Source organism: Aeromonas sp. S5(2024), from assembly GCF_041403025.1.
In the GTDB taxonomy this organism is placed as follows: domain Bacteria; phylum Pseudomonadota; class Gammaproteobacteria; order Enterobacterales; family Aeromonadaceae; genus Aeromonas; species Aeromonas hydrophila.
The window spans coordinates 1-22,531 of the sequence record NZ_JBGLRI010000019.1; the positions used below are offsets into that span (position 1 = coordinate 1).

Genomic DNA, 22,531 nt, shown 5'->3' on the forward strand with positions numbered 1-22,531 from the left:
AATGGGAAGAGGGACAGTAGATGTTGAAAGGCTTGGGTATCCATGATGGCGGCCCTCAAGGTGATGACCTACCTCAAGATTAGCCTTTCAACACATAACTGGGACAGAGCCAAAAACAAACCCCTGCCGAGGCAGGGGTTTGTCATGGTGAGAGCGGGTGGCTGTATTACAGCATCACACCGGCAATCACGGCGGAGAGCAGGCTCACCAGGGTGGAGCCGTACACCAGCTTCAGACCGAAGCGGGAGACCATGTTGCCCTTCTCTTCGTTCAGCGCCTTCACCGCACCGGCGATGATGCCGATGGAGCTGAAGTTGGCGAACGACACCATGAAGATGGAGAGGATGCCGATGGTGCGCGGAGAGAGCTGGGCAGCGATCTTGCCCAGATCCATCATGGCCACGAACTCGTTGGTCACCAGCTTGGTCGCCATGATGGAGCCGGCTTGCAGCGCTTCACCACTCGGGATGCCCAGGATCCAGGCGATCGGGTAGAAGAGGTAGCCCATGACGAACTGGAAGTTGACGCCGAATGCCATCTCGAACAGGTAGTTGATGAGGGCAATCAGGGCGATGAAGCCGACCAGCATGGCGCCCACGATGACCGCCACGGTGAAACCGGCCATGATGTACTCGCCCAGCATCTCGAAGAAGTTCTCTTTCTTCGGGCTGTGGTGCTCGTCACCTTCGGCCAGCGCCTTGGCGTCGGTCACGGTATTGTCCGGCTCGTAGGGGTTGATCAGCGACAGCACGATGAAGGTGCTGAACATGTTGAGCACCAGCGCAGCCACCACGTAGCGCGGCTCGATCAGCTGCATGTAGGCACCGACGATGGACATGGAGACGGTGGACATGGCAGTGGCGGCCAGGGTGTACATCTGCTTCTCGTTCAGGTGCGGCAGGATGTTCTTGAGCGCGATGAAGTTCTCGGACTGGCCGACGATCATGGAGCTGATGGCGTTGAAGGACTCCAGCTTGCCCATGCCGTTGATCTTGGCCAGCACGGTACCGATGCCGCGGATCACCAGCGGCAGCAGACGGATGTACTGCAGGATACCGATCAGCACGGAGATGAAGACGATGGGCATCAGTACCATCAGGAAGAAGGAGAAGGCCCCTTCATTGACCAGGCCGCCGAACACGAAGTCGGTACCCTGTTTGGCAAACTCCATCAACTTGGTGAAGCCGGCCGCGAAGCCACCCACCACCGCCAGACCCACTTCGGAGTTCAGCATGAACCAGGCCAGCGCCAGTTCGACCACCAGCAGTTGGCCGATATAACGCAGCTTGATCTGTTTCCAGTTGTGGCGGTTGGCCAGCAAAGCAAGAGCGAGGACCATCACGAGTCCGAGCACAAAGTGAACGTATTCCATACCAGTAGCACCTGAGTAATTTGTAATTTTTTGACCGGCGCCATCATAGACATTTGCATATTTAAAAATCAGATAGCCATCACAATCTGCGGTAAAAATATGCATGCTGGATAATACAAACGTTTTTAAATTAATTAAACGCTCACACAAGCATCTAATCATTGTTCAATAAACATAAAAATCATTAATAAACAGCAAGTTGAAAATAAACCATTCAGTCTGAAAGGGCTATTTTCACAGCTTTCTCACATTTATTTAAAACCTGGCGAATGGCGTCATAGCGGTGAGGTTAAATTTACGGCGAATTTATTTAATCAAATCAAAATGACAAACGTTTATCTTATTTGCGATGAATGGCCCGGCTTCTTTCAGCTAATTCCCGAAAGGCAGTGGGGTATTTTCAGACAAGCCGGACAACATGTCGCCACCGGTTTTCCCCGGCCGCAACCCCGCTACTGTCGCCGGCCAGTCGTTCAAAAATCCGCCACACCCGGCAGCGCTTTCTGATACAATGCGCGCCCTTGCGCACGGCGCAGCCCGTTTTCTCCGATATAGAGTCTTTTTGTGAACAACGAATTTAGCAGCCTGAACCTCTCCCCCGCCCTGCAGGACAACCTCGCCAGCCTGGGTTATCTGCAGATGACCCCGATCCAGGCCCAGAGTCTGCCCCTGGTACTCGATGGCAAAGACCTGATCGCCAAGGCAAAAACCGGCAGTGGCAAGACCGCGGCCTTCGGCCTCGGCCTGCTTGCCAACCTCGATGTCAACCGGCTCGAGGTGCAGGCGCTGGTGCTCTGTCCGACTCGCGAGCTGGCCGATCAGGTTGCCACCGAGATCCGCCGTCTCGCCCGTACCCTGCCCAACGTCAAGCTGGTCACCCTGTGCGGCGGCACCCCGACCGCACCGCAATCCGCCACCCTGAGCTTTGGCGCCCACATCGCCGTCGGCACCCCGGGCCGGATCCTCAAGCACCTGGAGCAGGGCACCCTCGAGCTGGACGGCCTCAAGACGCTGGTGCTGGACGAAGCGGATCGCATGCTGGACATGGGCTTTGGCGAAGACATCAACCGGGTCATCAGCCACGCTCCGCGCGATCGGCAGACCCTGCTGTTCTCCGCCACCTATCCGGAGGGGATCGCCCAGATGAGCCGCGGCGTGCAGCGCAACCCGGTGGAGGTGAGCGTGGAATCCCTGCACGAAGACAGCGCCATCGAGCAGAAGCTGTATGAAGTGCCGGCCGGCCAGCGCCTCGACGCCCTCGGCTGGTTGCTCAGCCACTACCAGCCGAGCTCCTGCGTGGTGTTCTGCAACACCAAGCGCGCCTGCAACGACGTGGCCGATCATCTGGCTGCCAAGGGCTTCTCGGCGCTGGCGCTGAACGGTGACCTGGAACAGCGCGAGCGGGATCAGGTGCTGGTGCGCTTCGCCAACGGCAGCGCCACCATCCTGGTGGCCACCGACGTGGCGGCCCGCGGCCTCGACATCAAGGAGCTGGGCGCCGTCATCAACTACGAGCTGACCTACGACCCCGAGGTGCACGTGCACCGCATCGGTCGTACCGGCCGCGCCGGCCAGCAGGGTCTGGCCCTGAGCCTCTACCAGCCGAACGAGGCCCAGCGCGTCAACTTCATCGAGGAGTACCAGCAGGCCCCCATTCCCCAGGGCGACCTGGCCGGGATCGGCCGCGACATCAAGCCGATTGCACCGCAGATGGTGACCCTCTCCATCGATGCGGGCCGCAAGAGCAAGGTGCGTGCCGGTGACATCCTCGGCGCCCTGACTGGCGAAGGCGGCATTGCCGGGGCCGATGTGGGCAAGATCCAGATTTCCGAGCAGTACTCCTACGTGGCGGTGAAGCGCCAGGTGGCGAGCGCCGCCCTCAAGCGGCTGCAGGAAGGCAAGATCAAGGGGCGCAGCTACCGCGCTCGCAAGCTGGGCTAAGGTTCACGACACAGGCGCCGGATCGGCGCCTGTTTCATATTTATCCGTGCCCATGAGAACAAGGCAGATGCCATGACCCAGACAACCCGACCCGAAGTGAGCTGCCAGAACTGCGAAGCCTGCTGCTGCCGCCTCGAGGTGATGCTGTTTACCGATACCGGCGTACCGGATCGCTATGTGGAAGAGCGGGAAGGTGAAGTACCGGTGATGCACCGGCTGGAAGATGGCTGGTGCGCGGCGCTCGACCGCAACACCATGATGTGCCGCATCTACGAAGTACGCCCCTTGATATGCCGTGAATTTGAAATGGGCGAGCCCGACTGCGTCGACGAGCGGGACAAGTGGTTTATCAAGCTCAACTGAGCTGCGGGTAATGATCAGCCTGCCGTGCCGTCAGACCAGCCCGGCCAGTTGCCGTTCCAGCCACTGCAGCGCCTCGTCGGTCTGCTCGAAGTAGCGGACGCCCTGAAACGGCAAACCGCTGAACACCTGATCCGCCAGATACTGCTTGAAGCTGCCCGCCAGCACCACCGCCAGAAAGGCACAACCGTTGCTGGCGCACCAGCCGAACTGGCGGCGAAAGCGGGCCAGCACCTCGGGCCCCGCCGCCTCGAACTCGGTCGCCACTTCAACAATGCCCCAGGGCGCGTCGCGCAGGCTGGCGATCTGCTGGCTGAACTGGGCCTCATAGGCCATGGCCCCCGCCAGATTGAAAGGGCCGCTCGGTCGGCAGATCAGCACCTGACCGCGTCGCTGCATCTCGAAATAGCCGTGTGGTTGCAACTTCACGTCTGCCTCCTTCCCTGGATTCTTCGTCGCGCAAGCACCCTTTTATGTTGCAACAAGGTAAGGATTTCTCTGCAAAAAGTCCATTCTGCCAGGCGCGAACCTGGATGGACTGCGTCATCAGCTGACCCACTGGCAGCCTGCTCAACACGCCCGTGCCCACCGCCTCGACCAGCCACCATGTTCTGTTGCAGTTAACAAAACGTTGCTGTTATCATCCGCGCCGCCACCAACATTCCACCAACTGAAACGTTAACTCACGGCGCAAGGAACAGAGATGAAAAATCGGGACGCGAACCACTATCAGCGCATCTGGCGCTGGCACTTCTATGCGGGTCTCTTCGTCGCCCCCTTCCTGATCCTGCTCTCGCTGACCGGGATCGTCTATCTGTTCAAGCCCCAGCTCGACAACCTGATGTACCCCGAGCTGATGAAGGTCACCCCCGTCAGCCAGCCGCTCAGCGCCGATCAGCTGCTGGTCAAAGCGATGGTGGCTATGCCAAACGCCAGCCTGAGCAAGTACCTGCCACCGGTCAGCCCGGAGGCCAGCGCCCAGTTCATCGTCCGTCAGGGCGGCAACGAGCTGACCCTGTTCCTCGATCCCGCCAGCGGCGCCCTGCTCGGCACCCTGGACAACAAGTGGAATCTGCAGGCGGTCGCCCGCGCCCTGCACGCCGATCTGCTGCTCGGCACCAGCGGCGATCGGTTGATCGAGCTGGCAGCCGGCTGGGGAATCGTGCTGCTCATCAGCGGGCTCTATCTCTGGTGGCCACGCAAGGGGCCAGGAGTCGGCGGCATCCTGTGGCCGCGCTGGAGCCAGCGCGGTCGGCTCTGGTGGCGCGACCTGCACGCCGTGGTCGGTTTCTGGGGCGCCGGTTTCCTGCTGCTGCTGCTCTTGAGCGGCATGACCTGGACCGGTTTCTGGGGCGATCAGTTTGCCGCCGTCTGGAACCGCTTCCCGGCCGCCATGTGGAACGAGGTACCCAAGTCGGCGCCCCTGGCGCGCAGCCTCAACCATGCCCATCAACAGACAGTCCCCTGGGCAGTCGAGAACACGCCCATCCCCAGCTCGGTCGAGCCCAAGGCCCACGACCACAGCGCCATGGGTCACGGCGGCGAGCACGAAGGCATGGTGATGGCGGAGCACCGCATCCCTCTGCAACAGGTGGTGGAGATCGCCGCTGCGCGCCAGGTCACGCCGGGCTACAGCATCACGCCACCGGCCGGGGCGAGCGGCGTCTACACCATCGCCATCTCGGCCGATGATCCGCGCAACGATGCCACCCTGCACATCGATCAATACAGCGGCAAGGTGCTGGCCGACGTGCGCTGGCAAGACTACGGTCCGGTCGCCAAAACGGTAGAAACCGGCGTCATGCTGCACATGGGCAAGCTCTACGGCTGGCCGCATCAGCTGGCCATGCTGCTCATCTGCCTGCTGGTGTTGCTGAGCTCGGTGAGCGGGCTCTGGATCTGGTGGAGCCGCCGTCCCAGTGGTCGCCTCGCCGCCCCGCCCTTGCCGGCCAGCCTGCCCCCCATGCGCGGCGCCATTGCCCTGCTGATCCTGCTCGGTATCTGTTTCCCGCTGGTGGGGGGTTCCATGCTGGTGATCTGGCTGCTGGACAGCCTGCTCTTCGCCCGCCGTCGGGCGCCCCGGCTGGCACGGGTCAGCTAGTCGCCGGCGCCGTGCGCCGCACCAAGCAGCTACTCAAGGAGGGCTCCCACATGGGAGCCCTCCTTGTTTCAGCGCGCCTTTACGCTTGCTCCACCAGCTGGAGGATCTTCCTCGCCTTCTCGAAGTGATCGAGGCGCTGGGTCTGGATCCACCAGGTCGCCGCCTCCATCAGCAACTCGGAGTCATCGTTGCGGTTGGCAAAAAACGCATAGAAGGAGACGCCGACCGCCTCCCCCTTCTGCGCGATTTTCTGATGGCACACCTGAATGATTTTCTGTTTGAGCGAGTCGCGCATGGCGGCGTTCCGGCCTGATGAGTGATTGGCCGGCCAGCATACCCCAACCAACAAAAAGGGCCCCCATCCGGGAGCCCTTTTTGCCTTGCCGATCACATGGCACCCAGTCAGGAGAGCGCCAGCCCGATGGAGAGCAGCAGGCTGAACAGGAAGGCGCTGATGGCGGTCTTCTTGAGCGCGCCGGTCAGCACCTCGCCATCGAAACTCTGGCGCAGGGTCTTGGCGGCATCGGTGAGCGGCTTCATGGCCGGCAGGAAGATCCAGGGCCAGAAACTGGCAGGCTGGGTCAGCAGGAAGGCGATGGTGGTCAGCAACGCCGCCCCCAGCAGTACCCAGTGGTAGGCAATGGCCCGGTTGCGACCGAGCCGCACCGCCAGGGTGATCTTGCCGCTGACCGCGTCGGTCTCGATGTCGCGCACGTTGTTGATGTTGAGCACCGCGGTGGCCAGCAGGCCGCAGGCGGTGGCCGGCAGCAGCAGATCCCACTGCAGGGTCTTGGTGAACAGGTAGTAGGAGCCAAGCACCCCCAGCAGGCCGAAGAACAGGAACACCGAGATGTCGCCGAAGCCGCGATAGCCGTAAGGAGTCTTGCCCACCGTGTAGGTGATGGCGGCGACGATGGCGGCGCCGCCGAGCAGCACGAAGGTGAGGATCTGCAGCCACTGATCACCGAAGGCGCAGCCCAGCAGGGCGAGGCCGCTGACCACTGCGGCCAGCGCGGTCAGCGCCATGGCCACGCACATCTGCCGGCGGGTGATGAGGCCGGAGACCACGGCGCGCTGGGGGCCGATCCGTTCGCCATTGTCCGCCCCGGATACCGCATCCCCATAATCGTTGGCCAGATTGGAGAGGATCTGCAGCAGAATGGCGGTCAGCAGGGAGAGCGCCATGATGGTGCCGTCGAAGGCGCCGCGGCTGGCCGCAAGCCCAGAACCCAGCAAAATGGAGGAGCACGCCAGCGGCAACGTTCGCAAACGCGCCGCCAGCAACCAAATAGATAAGGTATTTGTCATATTGTGATGGCCAAACAATCAGATATTGATCGTGTTAAGGGTTATCGAACCGGATTTCGGTATACTTGGCCCCTCGGGAGGTAGCTCCCCGGGCGATTTACATGGACGAATGGGCAGATAATATATAGGAATAATCGCTCCTTTGGCATAAACCAACGGCATCCTTCTGCAGGATGGACCGTCACTATCGGCTCATAGACGAAATCCATGTTGGCTCAGACCCATATCAAGCAACAACTGGACGCCCTGCGTCACGGCAATGCCAGCGGCTTCGTGCGGCTGCGCGTGGCAATCGAGGTCAGCTCCTTTCTGGGCTGGCTCGCGGCGCAGACCCTCTATCCCCGTATCTATTGGCATGCCAGAGGACAAGAGCGTCCCGAATACGTGGCGCTGGGCTGCCTGCACGAGCTGACCGAACCCCAGGCGATCCGCCAGGTCTGCGAACAGACCAGCCAGCCCCATGACGACAGCCCCCGCTACTATGGCGGCCTGGCGTTCGACCCCACCCAGCCCGGCTGGCAGGGCTTCGGCCCCTGCCGCTTCGTGCTGCCCCGTATCGAGCTGGTGCGCCGTGGCGAGTGCGTCACTCTCTGCCTCAACCTCTGGTTGCCGGAGCAGACCGGCAGCGAGGCCTTCGAGGCCGAACTACAGGCCGCCGCCGCCGCCCTCGACGCCCTTCGGCCGGAAGCCCCTCTGCCGCCGCTGACCCGCCACTCGTGGCAGCGGGAAGATTGCCCGAGCCAGCCACAATGGCAGACCCTGGTCGAGCAGGTCACCGCCCCCGACTTCCAGGCTCACACCCCCAAGGTGGTGCTGTCGCGCCAGAGCCGGCTCACCCATGACGGTGCGACGCGCACAGCCGACCCGCAGGCCGTCGCCCCCTGGTCGCTGTTGGCCAGCTGGGCACAGCACGGTCAGGACTGCTTTCACTTCGGCTTCCAGTTTTCGCCCGAGCAGAGCTTCATCGCCTGCTCCCCCGAGCGGCTCTATCGCCGCGAACAGCAGCACTTCTTCACCGAGGCGCTGGCGGGCACCATCCGCCGCTCCGGCGACGAGGCGACCGACTCGGCGCTGGCCGCCGAGCTGCTGGCCGACAGCAAGAACCGGCTGGAAAATCGGCTGGTGCATGCCGACATCCTCAGCCGGCTGGCGCCGCTCACCACAGATGCCACCCTGACCGAGCCGCGCATTCTCAAACTGCGGCTGCTGCAGCACCTCAAGTGCGACATCGAAGCCGAGCTCAAGCCCGGCGTCTGCGACTGGCAGCTGCTGGAAGCGCTGCACCCCACCCCCGCGGTGGGCGGCGCCCCGCGCGAGGCGGCGCTAGCCTTCATCCGCGAGCGCGAGCCCTATGATCGCGGCTGGTATGCCGGCGCCTGCGGCATGCTGAGCCGGGAAACCTCGGAGTTCTCGGTCGCCATCCGCAGTGCCCGCATCACGGCGCAGGCCATCACCCTGTTTGCCGGCGCCGGTATCGTCGCGGGTTCCGAGCCTGCCGCCGAGTGGGCCGAACTCGACAACAAGATCGCCAACGTGCTCTCCCTGCTGGGATAGCGTTTTCTCATCGTTTCCTCACTGCGAGAGCCTCATGTCCGCGCGCCAAGAGTTTGCCAGCCACCATGCCACTTTCAACCACGTCTGGTCTTCCCTCTTGCTGGAGGAGCTCTTTCGCCTCGGCGTGCGCGACATCGCGCTGGCCTCCGGTTCGCGCTCGGCGCCGCTCACCATGGCAGCCGCCGCCCACCCCGGCTTTCGCCGCCATCTGCACTTTGACGAGCGCGGCCTCGGCTTCATGGCGCTGGGGCTGGCCAAGGGCAGCGGTCGCCCGGTCGCGGTGATCATGACCTCGGGTACCGCGGTGGCCAACCTCTGGCCGGCGGTGGCCGAGGCGCAACTCACCGGCGTGCCGCTCATCATCCTCTCTGCCGACAGGCCGCCCGAACTCATCGACAACGGCGCCAACCAGGCCATCGACCAGCAGGGGATCTTCGGCCGCTACCCCGTCTATCAGCAGAACCTGCCGAGCCCCACCGCCACCATTCCGGCCGCCTTCGTGCTGAGCTCGGTGGATCAGGCGCTGGCCCAGCAGGCGCGCACACCGGGGCCGGTGCACTTCAACTGCATGTACCCCGAACCCCTCTATCCGGGCGACGCCTATCTGGACTTCTCCGCCTACCTGGCCCCCCTCGGCGACTGGCTCCGCTCGTCCGAGCCCTGGAGCCCCTGGCAACTGGCGCAGGCCCCCTGCCCGTGTCAGCCAGACTGGGACGATCTGCAGGGCAAACGCGGCCTCATCGTCGCCGGCCGCATTCAGGATCCCGTCCAGGCCAAGGCGGTCGCCGCGCTGGCCGAGCGGCTCGGCTGGCCTCTGCTGGCAGATCTGCAGAGCCAGCTGCGCTTCGATGGTCGCAACCTGGTGCACGCCGATCTCGCCCTGCAACACAGCGGCTTCGTGGCCGAACTGGCCCGGGCCGAGGTATTGCTGCAATTTGGCGCCCGCCTCATTTCCAAACGGCTCGGCCAGTTCATCAAGCAGCAGCCCTGGCAGGCATACTGGCTCATCGACCCGCAGCCAGCCCGGCTCGACCCGGACTACCGGCTGCGCCGCCGCCTGCTGTGCGAACCCGGTGCCTTTGCCGCCGCCCATCCGGTAGCGCACCCGCACCTGCCCTGGCACCGGCTGGCGGAGCGCCAGCAGGCCGTGAGCCAGCAGGTGCGCAGCGCCTGCGAGCGTTTCTCCGAACTCGGGGTGTGCCATCGCCTGAACCAGCTGATCAGGGGCCAACTGTTTGTCGGCAACAGCATGCCGGCCCGGCTGATGGACATGCTCGGCGAGGCGGGCAAGGGCCCCAGCCGAGTGATGACCAACCGTGGCGCCTCCGGCATCGACGGCCTCATCGCCACCGCCTATGGCTTCGCGCAATCGGTCCAGCCAGGCAGCAATGAGCCCACCACCCTGCTGCTCGGCGATCTCAGCGCCCTGCACGACCTCAACAGCCTGGCGCTGCTTGGCAAATCGAGCCGGCCGCTGGTGGTGATCCTGCTCAACAACGATGGCGGCAGCATCTTCCGCATGCTGCCGGTGCCGACCCAGGACGCGTTGCTGGAGACCTACTACTGCCTGCCCCACGGCCTGCACTTCGAACACGCCGCCGCCATGTTCGGCCTCCACTACCGGGCGCCGGCCACCCTCGCCGACTTTGAACGGGATTACACCGCCGCACTGGAAAAGGGGGTAACGCTGATTGAAATCAAGGTCCCCAGCAGCGAAGTCGCCGAGGATCTGAAGGCACTGGGAAGCGCGATCCGTGGCAGCTAGTGCCGACCAGCCGACGCTGGTGCTGCTGCACGGCCTGCTCGGCGATGCCAACGACTGGCAACCCGTGCAGGCGGCCCTGGCCGACCTCCCCAGCCTGGCGCTGAATCTGCCGGGCCACGGCAGCAACCAGGCAGTGCGGGTAACGGGGTTCGAGCAGGCCCATCGCTGGCTGTGCGACGAGCTGGCCGCGCGCGACATCGGTCGCTACCAACTGGTGGGCTATTCGCTGGGCGGGCGACTCGCCCTCTATCACGCCAGCCAGTCGCCGGCTGGGTTGCAGGCCCTGCTGCTGGAAAATTGCCACCCCGGCCTGCCACCGGCAGAGCGGCCCGCCCGCCTCGCCCACGATGAGGGCTGGGCCCGGCGCTTCGAGCAGGAGCCCCTGGCCGCCGTGCTGGCCGACTGGTATCGGCAGGGGGTGTTCGCCGATCTGGGCGAGGATGCCCGCGCCCGTCAGATAGCCCGCCGCCTTGGCAACGACGGCAAAGCCGTGGCCGCCATGCTGCGCGCCACCTCCCTGGGCCAGCAGCCGGATCTCGGCCCCTGGCTGGCGCAAGGTGCGCTGCCGGTCACCTGGGTGAGCGGCAAGCGGGATCACAAATTCCATCAGCTGGCTTGCCTCATGGCGAGTCAGCATCGCAAAATCAACCACTTGGAGCTGGATGGCGGCCACAATCTGCATACCCACCAGCCTGAGACTTTTGCCCGGCTCCTCGCGGAGTGGGTCAACCAACAACAAGAAGAGAAGCGTCATGATTGAAGCAATGACTGAAGCGGAACTCTATGCCCCCGTCGAGTGGCGTGATTGCTCCGCCGGTTACGAGGATATCCTCTATCACAAGTCCGACGATGGCATTGCCAAGATCACCATCAACCGCCCCCAGGTACGCAACGCCTTCCGCCCCCGCACCGTCAAAGAGATGCTGCAGGCGCTGGCCGATGCCCGCTACGACGATCAGGTCGGCACCATCATCCTGACCGGCTTTGGCGAGAAGGCCTTCTGTGCCGGCGGTGACCAGAAGATCCGTGGCGACTACGGTGGCTACCGCGATGACGAGGGGACTCATCACCTCAACGTGCTCGACTTCCAGCGCGACATCCGCACCTGCCCGAAACCGGTGGTGGCCATGGTGGCCGGCTATGCGGTCGGTGGCGGCCACGTGCTGCACATGATGTGCGATCTGACCATCGCCGCCGACAACGCCCAGTTTGGCCAGACCGGTCCGAAAGTAGGCTCCTTCGACGGCGGTTGGGGTGCCTCCTACATGGCGCGCATCGTCGGCCAGAAGAAGGCCCGCGAAATCTGGTTCCTCTGCCGTATGTACGATGCCAAGCAAGCCCTCGACATGGGCCTGGTCAACACCGTCGTGCCGCTGGCGGAGCTGGAGCGTGAAACCGTGCGCTGGTGCCGCGAGATGCTGCAGAACAGCCCGATGGCGCTGCGCTGCCTGAAGGCCGCCCTCAACGCCGACTGCGACGGCCAGGCCGGCTTGCAGGAGCTGGCGGGGAATGCCACCATGCTGTTCTACATGACCGAAGAGGGTCAGGAAGGGCGCAACGCGTTCAACGAGAAACGCCGTCCCGACTTCTCCAAATACAAGCGGAATCCCTGATGACACTCGCTCTCTATCGCTACCAACTGCCTTTTACCCAGCCCCTGACCTTTCACGGCAAGGTGGAGGTGGCGCGAGAGGGCCTGCTGGTCCGCGTTGACGACGGCTGGGGGGAAATCGCCCCCCTGCCCGGCTTCTCCCGCGAGAGCCTGGCCGAGGCGCAAGCCGAAGCCATCGCCTGTCTGGAACTGCTGGCTGCGGGGCAGGAGATCGCCCCGCAGCTCCCTTCGGTGCAATTCGGGCTGGACTGCGCCCGCCGCTGCTGGCCTGCCCAGAGCACCCCGCTGCCGGAGCCTTATCCACTTATTCAGGGTTCGCCCCAGGAGCTGCTCAAGCACTGGAAGAACTGGCTGCACAAGACCCCCAGCAAGGCCAAGCTGAAAGTGGCCCGCTACCCCATGCGCGACGAGCTGGCGCTGATCCGCCTGCTGTGCGACCGCATCCCTACCCTCAAGCTGGTGCTGGACGCCAACCAGGGCTGGACCCGCGAGGAGGCCTGGGCCTTCTGCGGTCATCTGGATCCAAACCGGATCGAGTACCTGGAAGACCCCTGCGCCGACTTTGCCGACATCGCCTTCGTGGCCAATCGTACCGGCATGCCGGTGGCCATCGACGAGCTGCTGGCCCAGGGCAAGCCGTGGGAGCCCATTCCCCAACTGCGCGCCCTGGTGCTCAAGCCCACCCTGCTCGGCTCCCTGGCCCACTGCGAGGCGCTGGTTGCCCGCGCTCGCGAGCTGCGCCTCAAGGTGATCGTCTCCTCCTGTTTCGAATCCGGCCTCGGCCTGAACCAGCTGTTTCATCTGGCGGGTGAATGGGCGCCGGATCAGGCCCCCGGCCTGGATACCAAACGCTGGCTGGCCGCCGATCTGCTGGACGCGGCCGGCAAACCCGACCTGAGCCTGCTGGAGCCCCTGTTTCACCGTGACTGAAGGGGCCTGCATGCCACCGCTATCTGACCATCACCACCCTCTGCAACCCTGCCCGGTGCGTCACTGGGCGAGGTCCGCCCCGGACCGCATCGCCATTCACACCGCCGACCCGCTCACCTACCAGCAGCTGGATGCCAGACTCAACGGCCTGTGCCGGCAGCTGGGGCAGGCGGGCCTGCAGGACGGTGATCGCCTCGCCGCCGTGGTGCGCGGTGCCCTGCCCGACCTGTTGCTGGCCTGGGCCTGCGTGCGCAGCAGCATCGTCTTCTGCCCGCTCAACCCTGCCTTTCCATTGGCGCGGCAAGCGGAGCTGGCGGCCCTGCTCGCCGTCAAGGCCTGCTGGTCGGCAGGCGAAATCCCGACCGGCAACTGGCAGCCACTGCGGCTCGACTTCACCCATGAGCTGGTGGCGGACGAGGGTGACTGCATGCTGGATCCTGCCCGGCTCAACAACATGATCCTCACCTCGGGTTCCAGCGGCACGCCCAAGGCCGTGGTACACCGGCTGGCCAATCATCTGGCCTCGGCGCGGGGATCGGTCGCCGTGATCCCGCTCGACGCCGAGTGCGGCTGGCTGCTCTCCCTGCCGCTGTTTCATGTCGGCGGTTACGCCATCCTGTTCCGGGTCTTTCTGGCGGGCGCCAGCCTGGTATTGGACGATCGCAGCCGCCCGCTCAGGGAGCGGCTCGAACAGCAACCCATCACCCATCTCTCCCTGGTGCCGACCCAGCTCTGGCGACTGCTGGCGGAGGGCTTTGACCCCGCCCATACCCGGCTGCGCGAGCTGCTGCTCGGCGGCGCCGCCATTCCCCAGCCCTTGGTGAACCGGCTGAGCGCCATGGGGCTGGAGCCCAAGGTGAGTTACGGCCTCTCCGAGATGGCCAGCCAGGTCTGCACCGGTCGGCCGTCCACCGCCGGCGTGGTGGGCAAGGCGCTGCCGGGACGGGAGGTCTGCATCCAGCAGGGGGAGATCTGCGTGCGCGGTGACACCCTGTTTGCCGGCTATTTCAACGCGGGCGGGCTGGAGCGGCCGCTCGATGAGGCAGGCTGGTTCCACACCCGCGACAAGGGGCATTTCACCGAGAATGGCAAACTGGTGGTGGAGGGGCGGCTCGACAACCTCTTCATCTCCGGGGGCGAAAACATCCAGCCCGAGACCATAGAGCAGCGGCTGGTGGATCACCCCGCCGTGGCACAGGCGCTGGTGGTGCCGGTGCCGAGCGATGAGTGGGGGCAGCGCCCGGCCGCCTTCATCGACTGGCATGGCGAACCTGTGCCCCCTGCCGAGCTGGCGGCCTGGATCCGGCAGACCCTGCCCGGTTTCATGGTGCCGGACCAGTGGCTCCCCTGGCCCGATCTGGGTGGTCACCTCAAGCCGCAGCGCAGGCAATATCAGAATATTCTTAAGGCGCAATAATCACTCCTGCGACAGGACTTGGCATGCAGGAGTCATCCAATTACGCACATTATTCGAAAGAAAATGCTGGCGGTGTCAAAATCCCTCTCACAGGCCCAAGTAAGTGAGAACGATTACATAAATGGCTATTTTTTTGCACGTTTTTTGAACTGAATTAATTACCTGTAGTACCATATCCGCCATCATGCATTTCAATGGAAAGGTAACCGTTTGATAGTTAAAGATATTGTCAATTTTGCATTATTTGAACAAAGACTGCATGGTGGTAAAATGCTCTCCTTGGCAGTAAGGCGAGTCACACATGAGTAACAAAAATTATAAAATTGCAGAGGAGATATTTTTCTCCGCGGCAATATTCCGACTCTCTAAGGGAGAAAAGGACATCAAGCTCAGCAACAAAGAAGCCGAGCTGCTCGAAATGCTGTGTGATGAGGCAGGCAGTGTCATTCCAAGAAGCAAACTGCAAGATGCCTTGTGGCCAAACCAGGACAATACCGATACCAACCTGAACCGGCAGATCCTCTCATTGAGAAGAAAGCTGGAATCATTCGGTTTGATGGATGCGATCGATACTATTCCACGCGTGGGATATATCTTTTGTGCCCCTATTGAGGCCGCTGGAGAGACCGAAGAAGCTGCACCAAATGAAGAAACTCAAGCGGCGAATCCTTCTCATGCGCCTCAGGCCAGACGGCAATATACTCGCCGCAAATATGACCGCTATTTCAGCCCAAAGCGTATTCTGCTGTTTGCTCTGCTGCTGGTCTCACTGACTTCGCTGGCCATCGTCATCTATAACTATGCGACGGCAAATACGCTGCGCACCATCAATCTCAGCCAGATTTCCCTCTATATGACCAGCGAGACGGAAAAAGCGCTGAATGTGAAAATCGTTTCGCTGACCCCTTTGATACAGCGTATTTCGCGCAAGGCGGATGAACAGGTTTCCATTCTGGTAGGTAAAGAAGCTATCAGCTATTTCTCCATCGACAATAACAGCAGGAAATTATCCGAGAATGTCTTTCTGCTGCGCAGCGGTCATCCAGTGGCTGAAGAAGTACAATGTGTGATCACCACCATGACCCAGCAGGGAGACAATGTTTCCCACAACTATTACAACAATCCAGATACCACAGTCCGTTATCACAGCAATTGCCAGGCGCCGGACAACTGGGTGGAGATGACCAGAAAGAGCAAATTCATTGTCACCATGAACAGGGAAATAGTGGTGGCAACCGTGATCGCCACCGACAATCAGGGCAAAACACTGTTCAATCTGGATTCCGTCGGGGATCTGGAGCGGGATGATGGCGATATTTCGGTCGAGGTGAAAAATACCATCGTCAATTTCATTGATCAGCAGGCACTGACCAGCAATGGCATGGTAGCAACCCTGGTAGCGGCGTTGACGCCACCCAAACAAACGGCACAATTTGTTCAGTTGCCGGGCGGCATCTACCTCTCCAATTATCTGGGTGGCGTCATCACCTGGCCCAGCCTCGGCAATTCAAAGGTCATCCAGCGCAACGACCTCTGAGTTTATTCATAAGCAACGATGAAGTTGGCAACGGCAGAATAGTCACCGGGCTGGATGTTCTTGGCCGCCAGCGCGTCCGGGTGCCCTTCCACCCGGGCAAAGAATTGCAGCTCATTGTCTGCGCTGCCGCCCAGCAAATAACCGCGGGAAGGGGTGCCCAGATCCAGAGGTGTCTGGGTCACGTCATACAAGCGGATGCCGGCGCCCTTGGCAATGCCTGCGGTAAAGGCCAGCCCGCCGCTGAGCTGGGCATCCTTCGAGCCGGTAAAGGTCACCTTGGCCATGCGGAAAATCCCCGGCTTGCAGTTGGTCAGGCGGATGGAGAAAGGTACCTGCTCCCCGGCCCCGTTGGCATAGAGCTGCTTGACATCGACCACCCCCATCTCGACCTCCTGCTCAAGGGATTCGGGGGCGACCACACAGGGCTGGTCAATGATCCGACCATGGAGATTGAGCTCTCCACCAAGAAGTTCAAGGTCATCAGCCGCTGCATTGACCCACAGCGGGAAAATCAGCAACCCCAAACAGCCTAAGCGCAACATATCGACTCCTACTGGAATGAGGCAACAATGGTACCGGTTGCATAGAAATCACCGGCAGCGACTTCAGCACCGGCTGGACTTATCGGGGCGGCAATAAACCCCCAGTCACCGATATTTCCCTGCATGGATACTGGATACCAGTCATTCAGATTCAGTGTCGAGCCATCCAGCTGTTTGAATTTGATGCCAAGATTATTGATAACATCACCACCTTTATATCCATCTCGAGTGGTTCTGAGATAACTCTGGTTAAATGATGTGGGTTTACCAGAAATGGCGAGGTTTATTTTCAATGGCTTATCCTTATCAAATTCCCCACCACTGCACACGAAGTTAAGTGGTACTGTTTTTTCAAAATTGTTGCCATCCAACCCTGTGCCAGGCAAATCACCGAATTCGACCTCAATCGTCTGCCCTCCATTGATAGTGCACTTTTCTGGCACATACAGCACGGAGGATTTGATAACGATTCTGGACATGACTTCATTATTGAAACCGACATCTGTTTTACCGAGACGTCCAAACATTTCGACTATTTCATGGTCAGCAATGTGCACACCATTGATAATGGGCTTGCGAACGCGGAATGTTACCTTTCCCTTGCTACCACTGCGAAAGCCGAAGGTTGCAGAACCATTTCGTTTGCGGCACGTGAACTGCCCTCTGTTGGACTCCTCATTGAAAGGGGCATTCACATATTCCTTGCGATTCCCTTCAATCCAGATATCAACCTTGAGATCGAGAAACTCATTTAATTTAACGTACCCACCACCGACACTGGGCAGTCCGGCACTCATGACCGCCTTGTAATAAAATGGCTGGTTAATAATATCTTGATCAGGACATATGGCCGTACCATTGTATGTTCCGGCCAGATCCCAACCAAACTCCTTCAGAGCCCCCGTCTGGTTGGCAATATCTTCCTTGGTCAGCTCAATGTCATAGGTCTTGGTATCGGCCCTGACTTCACCGTTAATAGCCAGCGCCGGCATGGACAAGAACATGATACCAAGTACACCCGTACGCAATATCATCTTCATTTCTCCTTCACTGCTTTACAGGCATTGCCTGTGCACTGGTATTTGATATCCATATATCCGCCGTAGTCATTGACGTAGCTGATCACAAATTCATTGCCCAATGCTTCCGGAATGGCGACCGTCTGCTCTGACTTGGGGGCAACCATAAAGGCCGAAAAGCCCTTCATCGCGGTTCTCCCTTTGCCCTGCGGATGGCCGAGGCCCACGTAGGTGATGTAGTAAGGAGTCGGGTTGTTGACCTTGAGGGCCTTGCCCTGCTTGGTGATCAGCACCTGATCCTGCCAGATGGCACCGCGCTCGGGCAGGATGGCCTCGGGGCGGTAGAACAGCTTGATCTTGGACTGCACGGCAATCTGCATCACGTTGCTCTTCTCGCTCTTGGGCGGGATCTCGCGCAGATTGAAGTAGTAGATGGACTCGCGATCCTTGGGCAGGCTATCGATGGCCGGCACGCTGGCGATCCGCACGATGGACTTCTGGTTGGCGTCCACTCGCTGTACCGGTGGCAGTACCGCGAAGGGAGATGCGATCTTCTGGCCCTGGGCATCTTCAATCCAGGACTGCGCCAGGTAGGGCAGCTTCTGGTTCTCGTTCTTGATGTTGAGGCTGATGGACTTGGCACCGCCCGGATAGACGACACGAGTACGGTCCAGCACGATGGCAGCGCTGACGTTGAGCGAGGTCATGCCCAGCACGGCCAGACAGGTATAAGAGAGCAGCTTTTTCATCGGTATCCCATTACTTGCAAGTGAGAGTCTTCATCGACAGATCGGTTACTTGTTGCGGTGCCACTATCTTGCACTGGCGGGCGCCGCCCCAGGAGAGTTCAAACGCTTCATTCGGTTTCACCCCGGTCAGATAGACCAGGCCATCTTCATCCACCACCGAGAGCACCCGGCCAGAATCCTTGACGACGGTGGCGCCAAACGGCGGCACTGAGCCATCGGGCAGTTTGACGTTGGCCAGCAGCTTGAATCCTTCGGCCATTTCGAAGGCATTATACCCAATTGCGCCCTCGGTCAGGGTCCCCTGCTTGATGGCGTTCATCGCATCGATGTCATCGCTCAGCTGATCCACATCCACCCGGGTGTCGCTCTTGCGATAGTCGGTCATGTCGCTGATCACCGCGACGCCAAAGCGGTTGGTCACGGCGCGACCGTTGTTGAAGGAGACGCCGGAGGTCTTGTCGGTATCCACCATCATGCGGGTACCGCCACGGCGGGTCGCCTGGTGCAGGGCCGCACCGTGCTGGGTCGCCGTCAGACCGCCACGCAGGCTGGCGCCGACCGAGGTGTATTCGCTCTGCACGCTGTAGGCATTGAGGCTGACCGCCCCGATGTCGCTGTTGTGGTTGTAGTAACCCCGCGCCACGGCGTGACCGTTGCTCTGCACGCCCGCCCCCAGCTGATAGGTATCGTCTGGCCGGCTGTAATCCTGATAGGTGGCCAGATGGGTGACCTTGCCATTGGAGGACTGCACGCTGTATCCCGCGCTCTTTCTGTCCCCGATCGGCATGCTCAGGGTCAGCATGACGCTCTTGTCATCCTCGTAGTTCTCGGTCTTGGTCTTGTAGGCCGACACATAGACGGAGACATCCTTGAAGCTGCCGATGTTCACGTTCTTGTTGATGGTGAGGCCGTAGCGATCCTCGGCATCGTGCTCCCAATAAGTTCTGTGGGTGTAGTCCAGATAGACTGTCAGTGCCTTGGCCGCATCCTCCGCCCAGAAGGTCTTGTTGGCGGTGATGGTGTAGAGCTCCTTGTCACCCCAGGTGTTGTAGTCATCGCTCGAGGTCGTTTCGTTCTTCTCCAGCCGCTCCTTGTTGCTCAGGAACTGCGACATGGTCATGAAGTTGTGCTGGGAGAAGCGATAACCGGCGAAGGTGATCGAGCTGTTGTATTCATCAAACTGCTTGGCGTAGTTCACCCGCACCGACTGGCCAATCTTGGTCGACAGGCCCGGCAGCTTGGCAATGGATTGAGTCAGGTCGGCCGAGATGGCGCCAAAGGCATAGAGATCGCGACCGATACCCAGCCCCATGGAGTTGTATTCACCCGCAACCAGGCTGCCACCGTACAGCGACCAGGAGTTGGCCACCCCCCAGGAGAAATCACCGGTCACAAAGGCCGGACCGTGCACATCGTGCACCGAATCCGTCTGTTCTGAAGGTGCGCCGACCGCCAGGTTGTATCGGACGTAGCCAGGGCGAGTCAGATAGGGGACGGTCGCGGTGTCGACCTGGAATGAGTTGACACTGCCATCCTGCTCCTCTACCCGCACGTCGAGGCGGCCGCGTACCGAGCTGTCCAGCCCCTGGATGCGAAACGGACCGGCCGGCACGTTGGTCTCATAGAGGATGCGGCCGGACTGGGAGATGGTGACCTTGGCGTTGGTCTTGGCGATGCCGCTCACTTCCGGCGCATAGCCCTGCAGGCTCGGCGGCAGCATGCGCTCGTCATTGGCCAGGTTGACGCCGGTATAGCGGAAGCCGTCGATCAGCTGGGAGTTGAGCTGCTGCTCACCCACCGTCAGCTTGGCGGCCATGTTTGGCAGCGGACGATAGGCATAGATGCGGTTCAGCTCGGAAGTGGTCCGCTCGTTGTCACCCCAGTAGGCATTGGCCTGGTAGTCACCCCGCAGGCGCCAGGCGCCATAGTTGAACCCCAGGGTACCGTAGCTGCTGATGTTGCGATTGGAGTAACCATCCCCTTCGTTGACCTGGGCGTTGATGTTGTAATCCAGCATCATCCCCGGGATCCCTTCATCCCACTGTTCCGGCGGAATCCAGTTGGGATCGCTGTACTTCATCCACGCCTGGGGCACGGCGATGCGCAGCAAGCCGTTACCTATGTCGTTCGCGATCACCACGCCGTCCAGCGCCAGCAGGTTGGCACACTGGCCGTCGTGCCAGGTATCGATCTTGGCGATGGCCTCGTCAGTCAGCGCCAGCTTGGGGATCACCTCTTGCGGCAGGCAGGCCACCCCACCCTTTCCCTTGCCGGTATCGGTCTCGTAGAAAGGGATCTTCTGCAGGGGCAGCTTGTTCTTGTTGACCTCGATCTCGAGGTAGTAGTCGCCGGGCAGGATGTAACCTTCGTCGGCAAACTGGGAGAGGTCGATCTTGGTCCGTTCGTCCAGATCGAGCGCATCAATATTAAACTCCGTTTCTGCCAATGCGTGATTTGCCACCGCCATCAGGCCGGGCACGCATAGCATGAAAACCATTTTTGAATAATGTTTTTTTCTCACAGAGTCTGATGTTGAAACGCTCATATTTTCACTCTAGGAATTGCATAACGGTCTCACGTAATGAGGTATCTACACTAAGCAATTGGCTTGCTTACATATAATTGAGTTCAAACAGCGTCGTACTGTCCGGAAAAAACAGCTGACTGCTGGTGAGCCCCAAATTGAATTCCAGATCACTGTTGACGATATCCGAAACAATAAAGCGTTCGCCGGATACCTTGTGATATTGGCCGTTGTTGAGAATGCCCAGCTCATCGCTCATGGCACCGCGCACGGACATGGAAATAAAGGGCAGTGATGCCTCCGTCGCCCCTTCAACCTGACAGCCGCTGATTTTCAGCGTGCCCGGTTGCCGAGCCTGCAGCGGAATGCTGCGCAGCACCTCCAGCGTACAGCCCGATTCGGCCAGTCCATCCGTGAGTTCATTGGCGTGGACTGACCCCGCCATCATCACCAGCTGCAGCACCATGGCTGCCATCATTGAAGTTTTCATGATCAAGGTTCGATGTGAGGAGACAGAAGGTGTGAGGTTGTGGTGGTTCGCACCACCACAACCCTGATCACACGTTAAAGCACTCTATTACTCGTAGGAGAGAGTAAAGTTGGTCACTGCAGTGAAAGCGCCGGCTTTCAGCGGGTTGGCGGTCTGATCGGCATAACCTTTCAGCACGGCGCTGAACGGCAGCTCGTTGTCACCGTTGACCAGGCCGAAGGCGGCAGTCGGAGTACCCAGCACGATCGGGGCACCACCCGGAGCGGTCATCTTGATACCGGCACCTGCGGCGTCACCACCACCGATGACCAGCAGGCTGGAATCTACCGGGTCTTTGGCACCGCTGAAGGTTACCTTGACGGCATCTTCCTTGTCGGAGATTTCACAGTTCAGCAGCTTGATGCTGAACGGCTTGGAGTTGGACTCGCCACCGCTGGCCAGCTCTTTGGTGCTGATCTGACCCATTTCAACTACCTGGTCAACAGACTCAGGAGCAACGGAGCAAGGAGCGTTGATGATTTCACCATTGAAGGTGACTTTGCCTGAACCAGCGCCACCGGCAGCAACAGCGGAGCCGCACAGCAACATGGAACCAACACCCATAGCAACCAGAATCTTGTTAGCTTTCATTCGTTTATACCTACATTAACGTGTGTTGTACTGCATCACTCCAATCATGCTGGAGTCACGATTTTCAGTGATGCCGCGATATACTGCACAGCAACTGCTGGTGCCCAACCTCTCATTAAGCCGGTGAGGGGTCATGCCAATAATCAGCTGTGCCTTTTAAGGTCTATTTAAATAAGCAAAAGCAGCACACCGCATCAGGGGCAGTTCCCGCTACACCTCAACTGCACAACTACATACATCCTTGTCGTCTGTGCAGAAAGCCGTGTTCCGCTTTTGCTTGATGGACAAATTAACGACTCATATGATGCACATCAAATACATTTTGATTTTTATAAATTCAGTTATAAACACTTATAAAACAATCACTTAAAATTAAACCAGAACATTGGCGAACGCCATGAAATAAATAACGCTCATATAGCAAACACCGATTGCATAATTTGAAATCGGATATTTTTAATCACTTAACAACCATTAACATAAACGCAACAAAATAATGTTTTAGCAGTATTTTAGGTGATTCTAAAAATACCCATAAAGCAATAGTCAAAACGGCTCACTCATATAGCCAGGTAATCAGGTAATCAGGTAATCAGGTAATCAGGTAATCAGGTAATCAGGTAATCAGGTAATCAGGTAATCAGGTAATCAGGTAATCAGGTAATCAGGTAATCAGGTAA

At 60.1% G+C, this 22,531-nt stretch carries 20 protein-coding genes; 10 read left to right on the forward strand and 10 right to left on the reverse strand.

Annotated elements, in window-relative coordinates:
- Positions 1 to 166: 166 nt before the first annotated feature.
- Entirely contained in the window at positions 167 to 1,372 is a 1,206-nt protein-coding gene (locus ACB032_RS21970) for a NupC/NupG family nucleoside CNT transporter (RefSeq protein WP_016349310.1), read from the reverse strand.
- A 564-nt stretch (positions 1,373 to 1,936) separates the two neighbouring features.
- Here ACB032_RS21970 and dbpA point away from each other — a divergent pair.
- Positions 1,937 to 3,313 carry an ATP-dependent RNA helicase DbpA gene (gene dbpA / locus ACB032_RS21975; protein ID WP_011704511.1) on the forward strand — a complete coding sequence of 459 codons (1,377 nt, stop codon included), beginning with the start codon at positions 1,937 to 1,939 and terminating at the stop codon, positions 3,311 to 3,313.
- 72 nt (positions 3,314 to 3,385) lie between these two features.
- Positions 3,386 to 3,676, forward strand: a complete 291-nt coding sequence (locus tag ACB032_RS21980) for a YkgJ family cysteine cluster protein (RefSeq protein WP_016349308.1) — start codon at positions 3,386 to 3,388, stop codon at positions 3,674 to 3,676.
- A gap of 30 nt (positions 3,677 to 3,706) precedes the next feature.
- Here ACB032_RS21980 and ACB032_RS21985 read toward each other — a convergent pair whose 3' ends face one another.
- Positions 3,707 to 4,102, reverse strand: a complete 396-nt coding sequence (locus ACB032_RS21985) for a hypothetical protein (protein WP_371138765.1) — start codon at positions 4,100 to 4,102, stop codon at positions 3,707 to 3,709.
- 274 nt (positions 4,103 to 4,376) lie between these two features.
- Between ACB032_RS21985 and ACB032_RS21990 the strand changes: the two genes are divergently transcribed.
- A complete protein-coding gene (locus tag ACB032_RS21990; RefSeq protein ID WP_371138766.1) occupies positions 4,377 to 5,774 on the forward strand; it encodes a PepSY-associated TM helix domain-containing protein in 1,398 nt (465 codons plus the stop codon).
- Positions 5,775 to 5,853: 79 nt separating this feature from the next.
- On the opposite strand, the gene ACB032_RS21995 is transcribed toward ACB032_RS21990, so the two are convergent.
- Together ACB032_RS21995 and ACB032_RS22000 are read right to left on the reverse strand one after the other, a co-directional pair.
- The gene (locus ACB032_RS21995; protein ID WP_371138767.1) at positions 5,854 to 6,069 is read right to left on the reverse strand and encodes a DUF6500 family protein; all 216 of its coding nucleotides are present in this window, start codon (positions 6,067 to 6,069) and stop codon (positions 5,854 to 5,856) included.
- Between the two features lie 107 nt (positions 6,070 to 6,176).
- Positions 6,177 to 7,082 (reverse strand): 1,4-dihydroxy-2-naphthoate polyprenyltransferase, encoded by a 906-nt coding sequence (locus ACB032_RS22000; protein WP_026080210.1) that lies wholly within the window; start codon positions 7,080 to 7,082, stop codon positions 6,177 to 6,179.
- 207 nt (positions 7,083 to 7,289) lie between these two features.
- Here ACB032_RS22000 and ACB032_RS22005 point away from each other — a divergent pair, with 207 nt between their 5' ends.
- The 7 genes from ACB032_RS22005 to ACB032_RS22035 all read left to right on the forward strand — a co-directional run bounded on the left by ACB032_RS22005 (position 7,290) and on the right by ACB032_RS22035 (position 15,897).
- The gene (locus ACB032_RS22005) at positions 7,290 to 8,636 is read left to right on the forward strand and encodes an isochorismate synthase MenF (RefSeq protein ID WP_371138768.1); all 1,347 of its coding nucleotides are present in this window, start codon (positions 7,290 to 7,292) and stop codon (positions 8,634 to 8,636) included.
- A gap of 34 nt (positions 8,637 to 8,670) precedes the next feature.
- A complete protein-coding gene (gene menD, locus ACB032_RS22010) occupies positions 8,671 to 10,401 on the forward strand; it encodes a 2-succinyl-5-enolpyruvyl-6-hydroxy-3-cyclohexene-1-carboxylic-acid synthase (RefSeq protein ID WP_371138769.1) in 1,731 nt (576 codons plus the stop codon).
- On the forward strand, positions 10,391 to 11,161 hold the full coding sequence (menH, locus tag ACB032_RS22015; RefSeq protein WP_371138770.1) for a 2-succinyl-6-hydroxy-2,4-cyclohexadiene-1-carboxylate synthase: 771 nt from the start codon (positions 10,391 to 10,393) through the stop codon (positions 11,159 to 11,161). Before menD ends, menH begins: the two co-directional genes overlap by 11 nt.
- Positions 11,154 to 12,014 carry a 1,4-dihydroxy-2-naphthoyl-CoA synthase gene (menB, locus tag ACB032_RS22020; protein ID WP_039215084.1) on the forward strand — a complete coding sequence of 287 codons (861 nt, stop codon included), beginning with the start codon at positions 11,154 to 11,156 and terminating at the stop codon, positions 12,012 to 12,014. The genes menH and menB overlap by 8 nt, the downstream gene beginning before the upstream one ends.
- Positions 12,014 to 12,943, forward strand: a complete 930-nt coding sequence (gene menC / locus ACB032_RS22025; RefSeq protein ID WP_371138771.1) for an o-succinylbenzoate synthase — start codon at positions 12,014 to 12,016, stop codon at positions 12,941 to 12,943. Before menB ends, menC begins: the two co-directional genes overlap by 1 nt.
- A gap of 10 nt (positions 12,944 to 12,953) precedes the next feature.
- The gene (locus tag ACB032_RS22030; RefSeq protein WP_371138772.1) at positions 12,954 to 14,360 is read left to right on the forward strand and encodes an AMP-binding protein; all 1,407 of its coding nucleotides are present in this window, start codon (positions 12,954 to 12,956) and stop codon (positions 14,358 to 14,360) included.
- A 301-nt stretch (positions 14,361 to 14,661) separates the two neighbouring features.
- Positions 14,662 to 15,897 carry a transcriptional regulator gene (locus tag ACB032_RS22035; protein WP_371138773.1) on the forward strand — a complete coding sequence of 412 codons (1,236 nt, stop codon included), beginning with the start codon at positions 14,662 to 14,664 and terminating at the stop codon, positions 15,895 to 15,897.
- A 2-nt stretch (positions 15,898 to 15,899) separates the two neighbouring features.
- Here ACB032_RS22035 and ACB032_RS22040 read toward each other — a convergent pair whose 3' ends face one another.
- From ACB032_RS22040 to ACB032_RS22065, 6 genes are all read right to left on the reverse strand, one after another.
- Positions 15,900 to 16,439: a fimbrial protein gene (locus tag ACB032_RS22040; RefSeq protein ID WP_045790753.1), complete on the reverse strand. Its 540-nt coding sequence runs from the start codon at positions 16,437 to 16,439 to the stop codon at positions 15,900 to 15,902.
- Between the two features lie 8 nt (positions 16,440 to 16,447).
- A complete protein-coding gene (locus ACB032_RS22045; protein WP_045790754.1) occupies positions 16,448 to 17,473 on the reverse strand; it encodes a fimbrial protein in 1,026 nt (341 codons plus the stop codon).
- 2 nt (positions 17,474 to 17,475) lie between these two features.
- Positions 17,476 to 18,207 carry a molecular chaperone gene (locus ACB032_RS22050; protein WP_371138774.1) on the reverse strand — a complete coding sequence of 244 codons (732 nt, stop codon included), beginning with the start codon at positions 18,205 to 18,207 and terminating at the stop codon, positions 17,476 to 17,478.
- A gap of 10 nt (positions 18,208 to 18,217) precedes the next feature.
- Positions 18,218 to 20,752 carry a fimbria/pilus outer membrane usher protein gene (locus ACB032_RS22055; protein WP_201354895.1) on the reverse strand — a complete coding sequence of 845 codons (2,535 nt, stop codon included), beginning with the start codon at positions 20,750 to 20,752 and terminating at the stop codon, positions 18,218 to 18,220.
- Between the two features lie 67 nt (positions 20,753 to 20,819).
- Entirely contained in the window at positions 20,820 to 21,209 is a 390-nt protein-coding gene (locus tag ACB032_RS22060) for a hypothetical protein (protein ID WP_024943668.1), read from the reverse strand.
- A gap of 99 nt (positions 21,210 to 21,308) precedes the next feature.
- Positions 21,309 to 21,851: a fimbrial protein gene (locus tag ACB032_RS22065; RefSeq protein ID WP_011704492.1), complete on the reverse strand. Its 543-nt coding sequence runs from the start codon at positions 21,849 to 21,851 to the stop codon at positions 21,309 to 21,311.
- Positions 21,852 to 22,531: the final 680 nt, after the last annotated feature.

Coding starts and splice junctions, on each gene's coding strand:
- ACB032_RS21970 (WP_016349310.1), bottom strand. CDS start 1,372: ATGGAATACGTTCACTTTGTGCTCGGACTCGTGATGGTCCTCGCTCTT.
- ACB032_RS21980 (WP_016349308.1), top strand. CDS start 3,386: ATGACCCAGACAACCCGACCCGAAGTGAGCTGCCAGAACTGCGAAGCC.
- ACB032_RS21990 (WP_371138766.1), top strand. CDS start 4,377: ATGAAAAATCGGGACGCGAACCACTATCAGCGCATCTGGCGCTGGCAC.
- ACB032_RS21995 (WP_371138767.1), bottom strand. CDS start 6,069: ATGCGCGACTCGCTCAAACAGAAAATCATTCAGGTGTGCCATCAGAAA.
- ACB032_RS22000 (WP_026080210.1), bottom strand. CDS start 7,082: ATGACAAATACCTTATCTATTTGGTTGCTGGCGGCGCGTTTGCGAACG.
- ACB032_RS22005 (WP_371138768.1), top strand. CDS start 7,290: ATGTTGGCTCAGACCCATATCAAGCAACAACTGGACGCCCTGCGTCAC.
- menD (WP_371138769.1), top strand. CDS start 8,671: ATGTCCGCGCGCCAAGAGTTTGCCAGCCACCATGCCACTTTCAACCAC.
- menB (WP_039215084.1), top strand. CDS start 11,154: ATGATTGAAGCAATGACTGAAGCGGAACTCTATGCCCCCGTCGAGTGG.
- menC (WP_371138771.1), top strand. CDS start 12,014: ATGACACTCGCTCTCTATCGCTACCAACTGCCTTTTACCCAGCCCCTG.
- ACB032_RS22030 (WP_371138772.1), top strand. CDS start 12,954: ATGCCACCGCTATCTGACCATCACCACCCTCTGCAACCCTGCCCGGTG.
- ACB032_RS22035 (WP_371138773.1), top strand. CDS start 14,662: ATGAGTAACAAAAATTATAAAATTGCAGAGGAGATATTTTTCTCCGCG.
- ACB032_RS22040 (WP_045790753.1), bottom strand. CDS start 16,439: ATGTTGCGCTTAGGCTGTTTGGGGTTGCTGATTTTCCCGCTGTGGGTC.
- ACB032_RS22045 (WP_045790754.1), bottom strand. CDS start 17,473: ATGATATTGCGTACGGGTGTACTTGGTATCATGTTCTTGTCCATGCCG.
- ACB032_RS22050 (WP_371138774.1), bottom strand. CDS start 18,207: ATGAAAAAGCTGCTCTCTTATACCTGTCTGGCCGTGCTGGGCATGACC.
- ACB032_RS22055 (WP_201354895.1), bottom strand. CDS start 20,752: ATGAGCGTTTCAACATCAGACTCTGTGAGAAAAAAACATTATTCAAAA.
- ACB032_RS22060 (WP_024943668.1), bottom strand. CDS start 21,209: ATGATGGCAGCCATGGTGCTGCAGCTGGTGATGATGGCGGGGTCAGTC.
- ACB032_RS22065 (WP_011704492.1), bottom strand. CDS start 21,851: ATGAAAGCTAACAAGATTCTGGTTGCTATGGGTGTTGGTTCCATGTTG.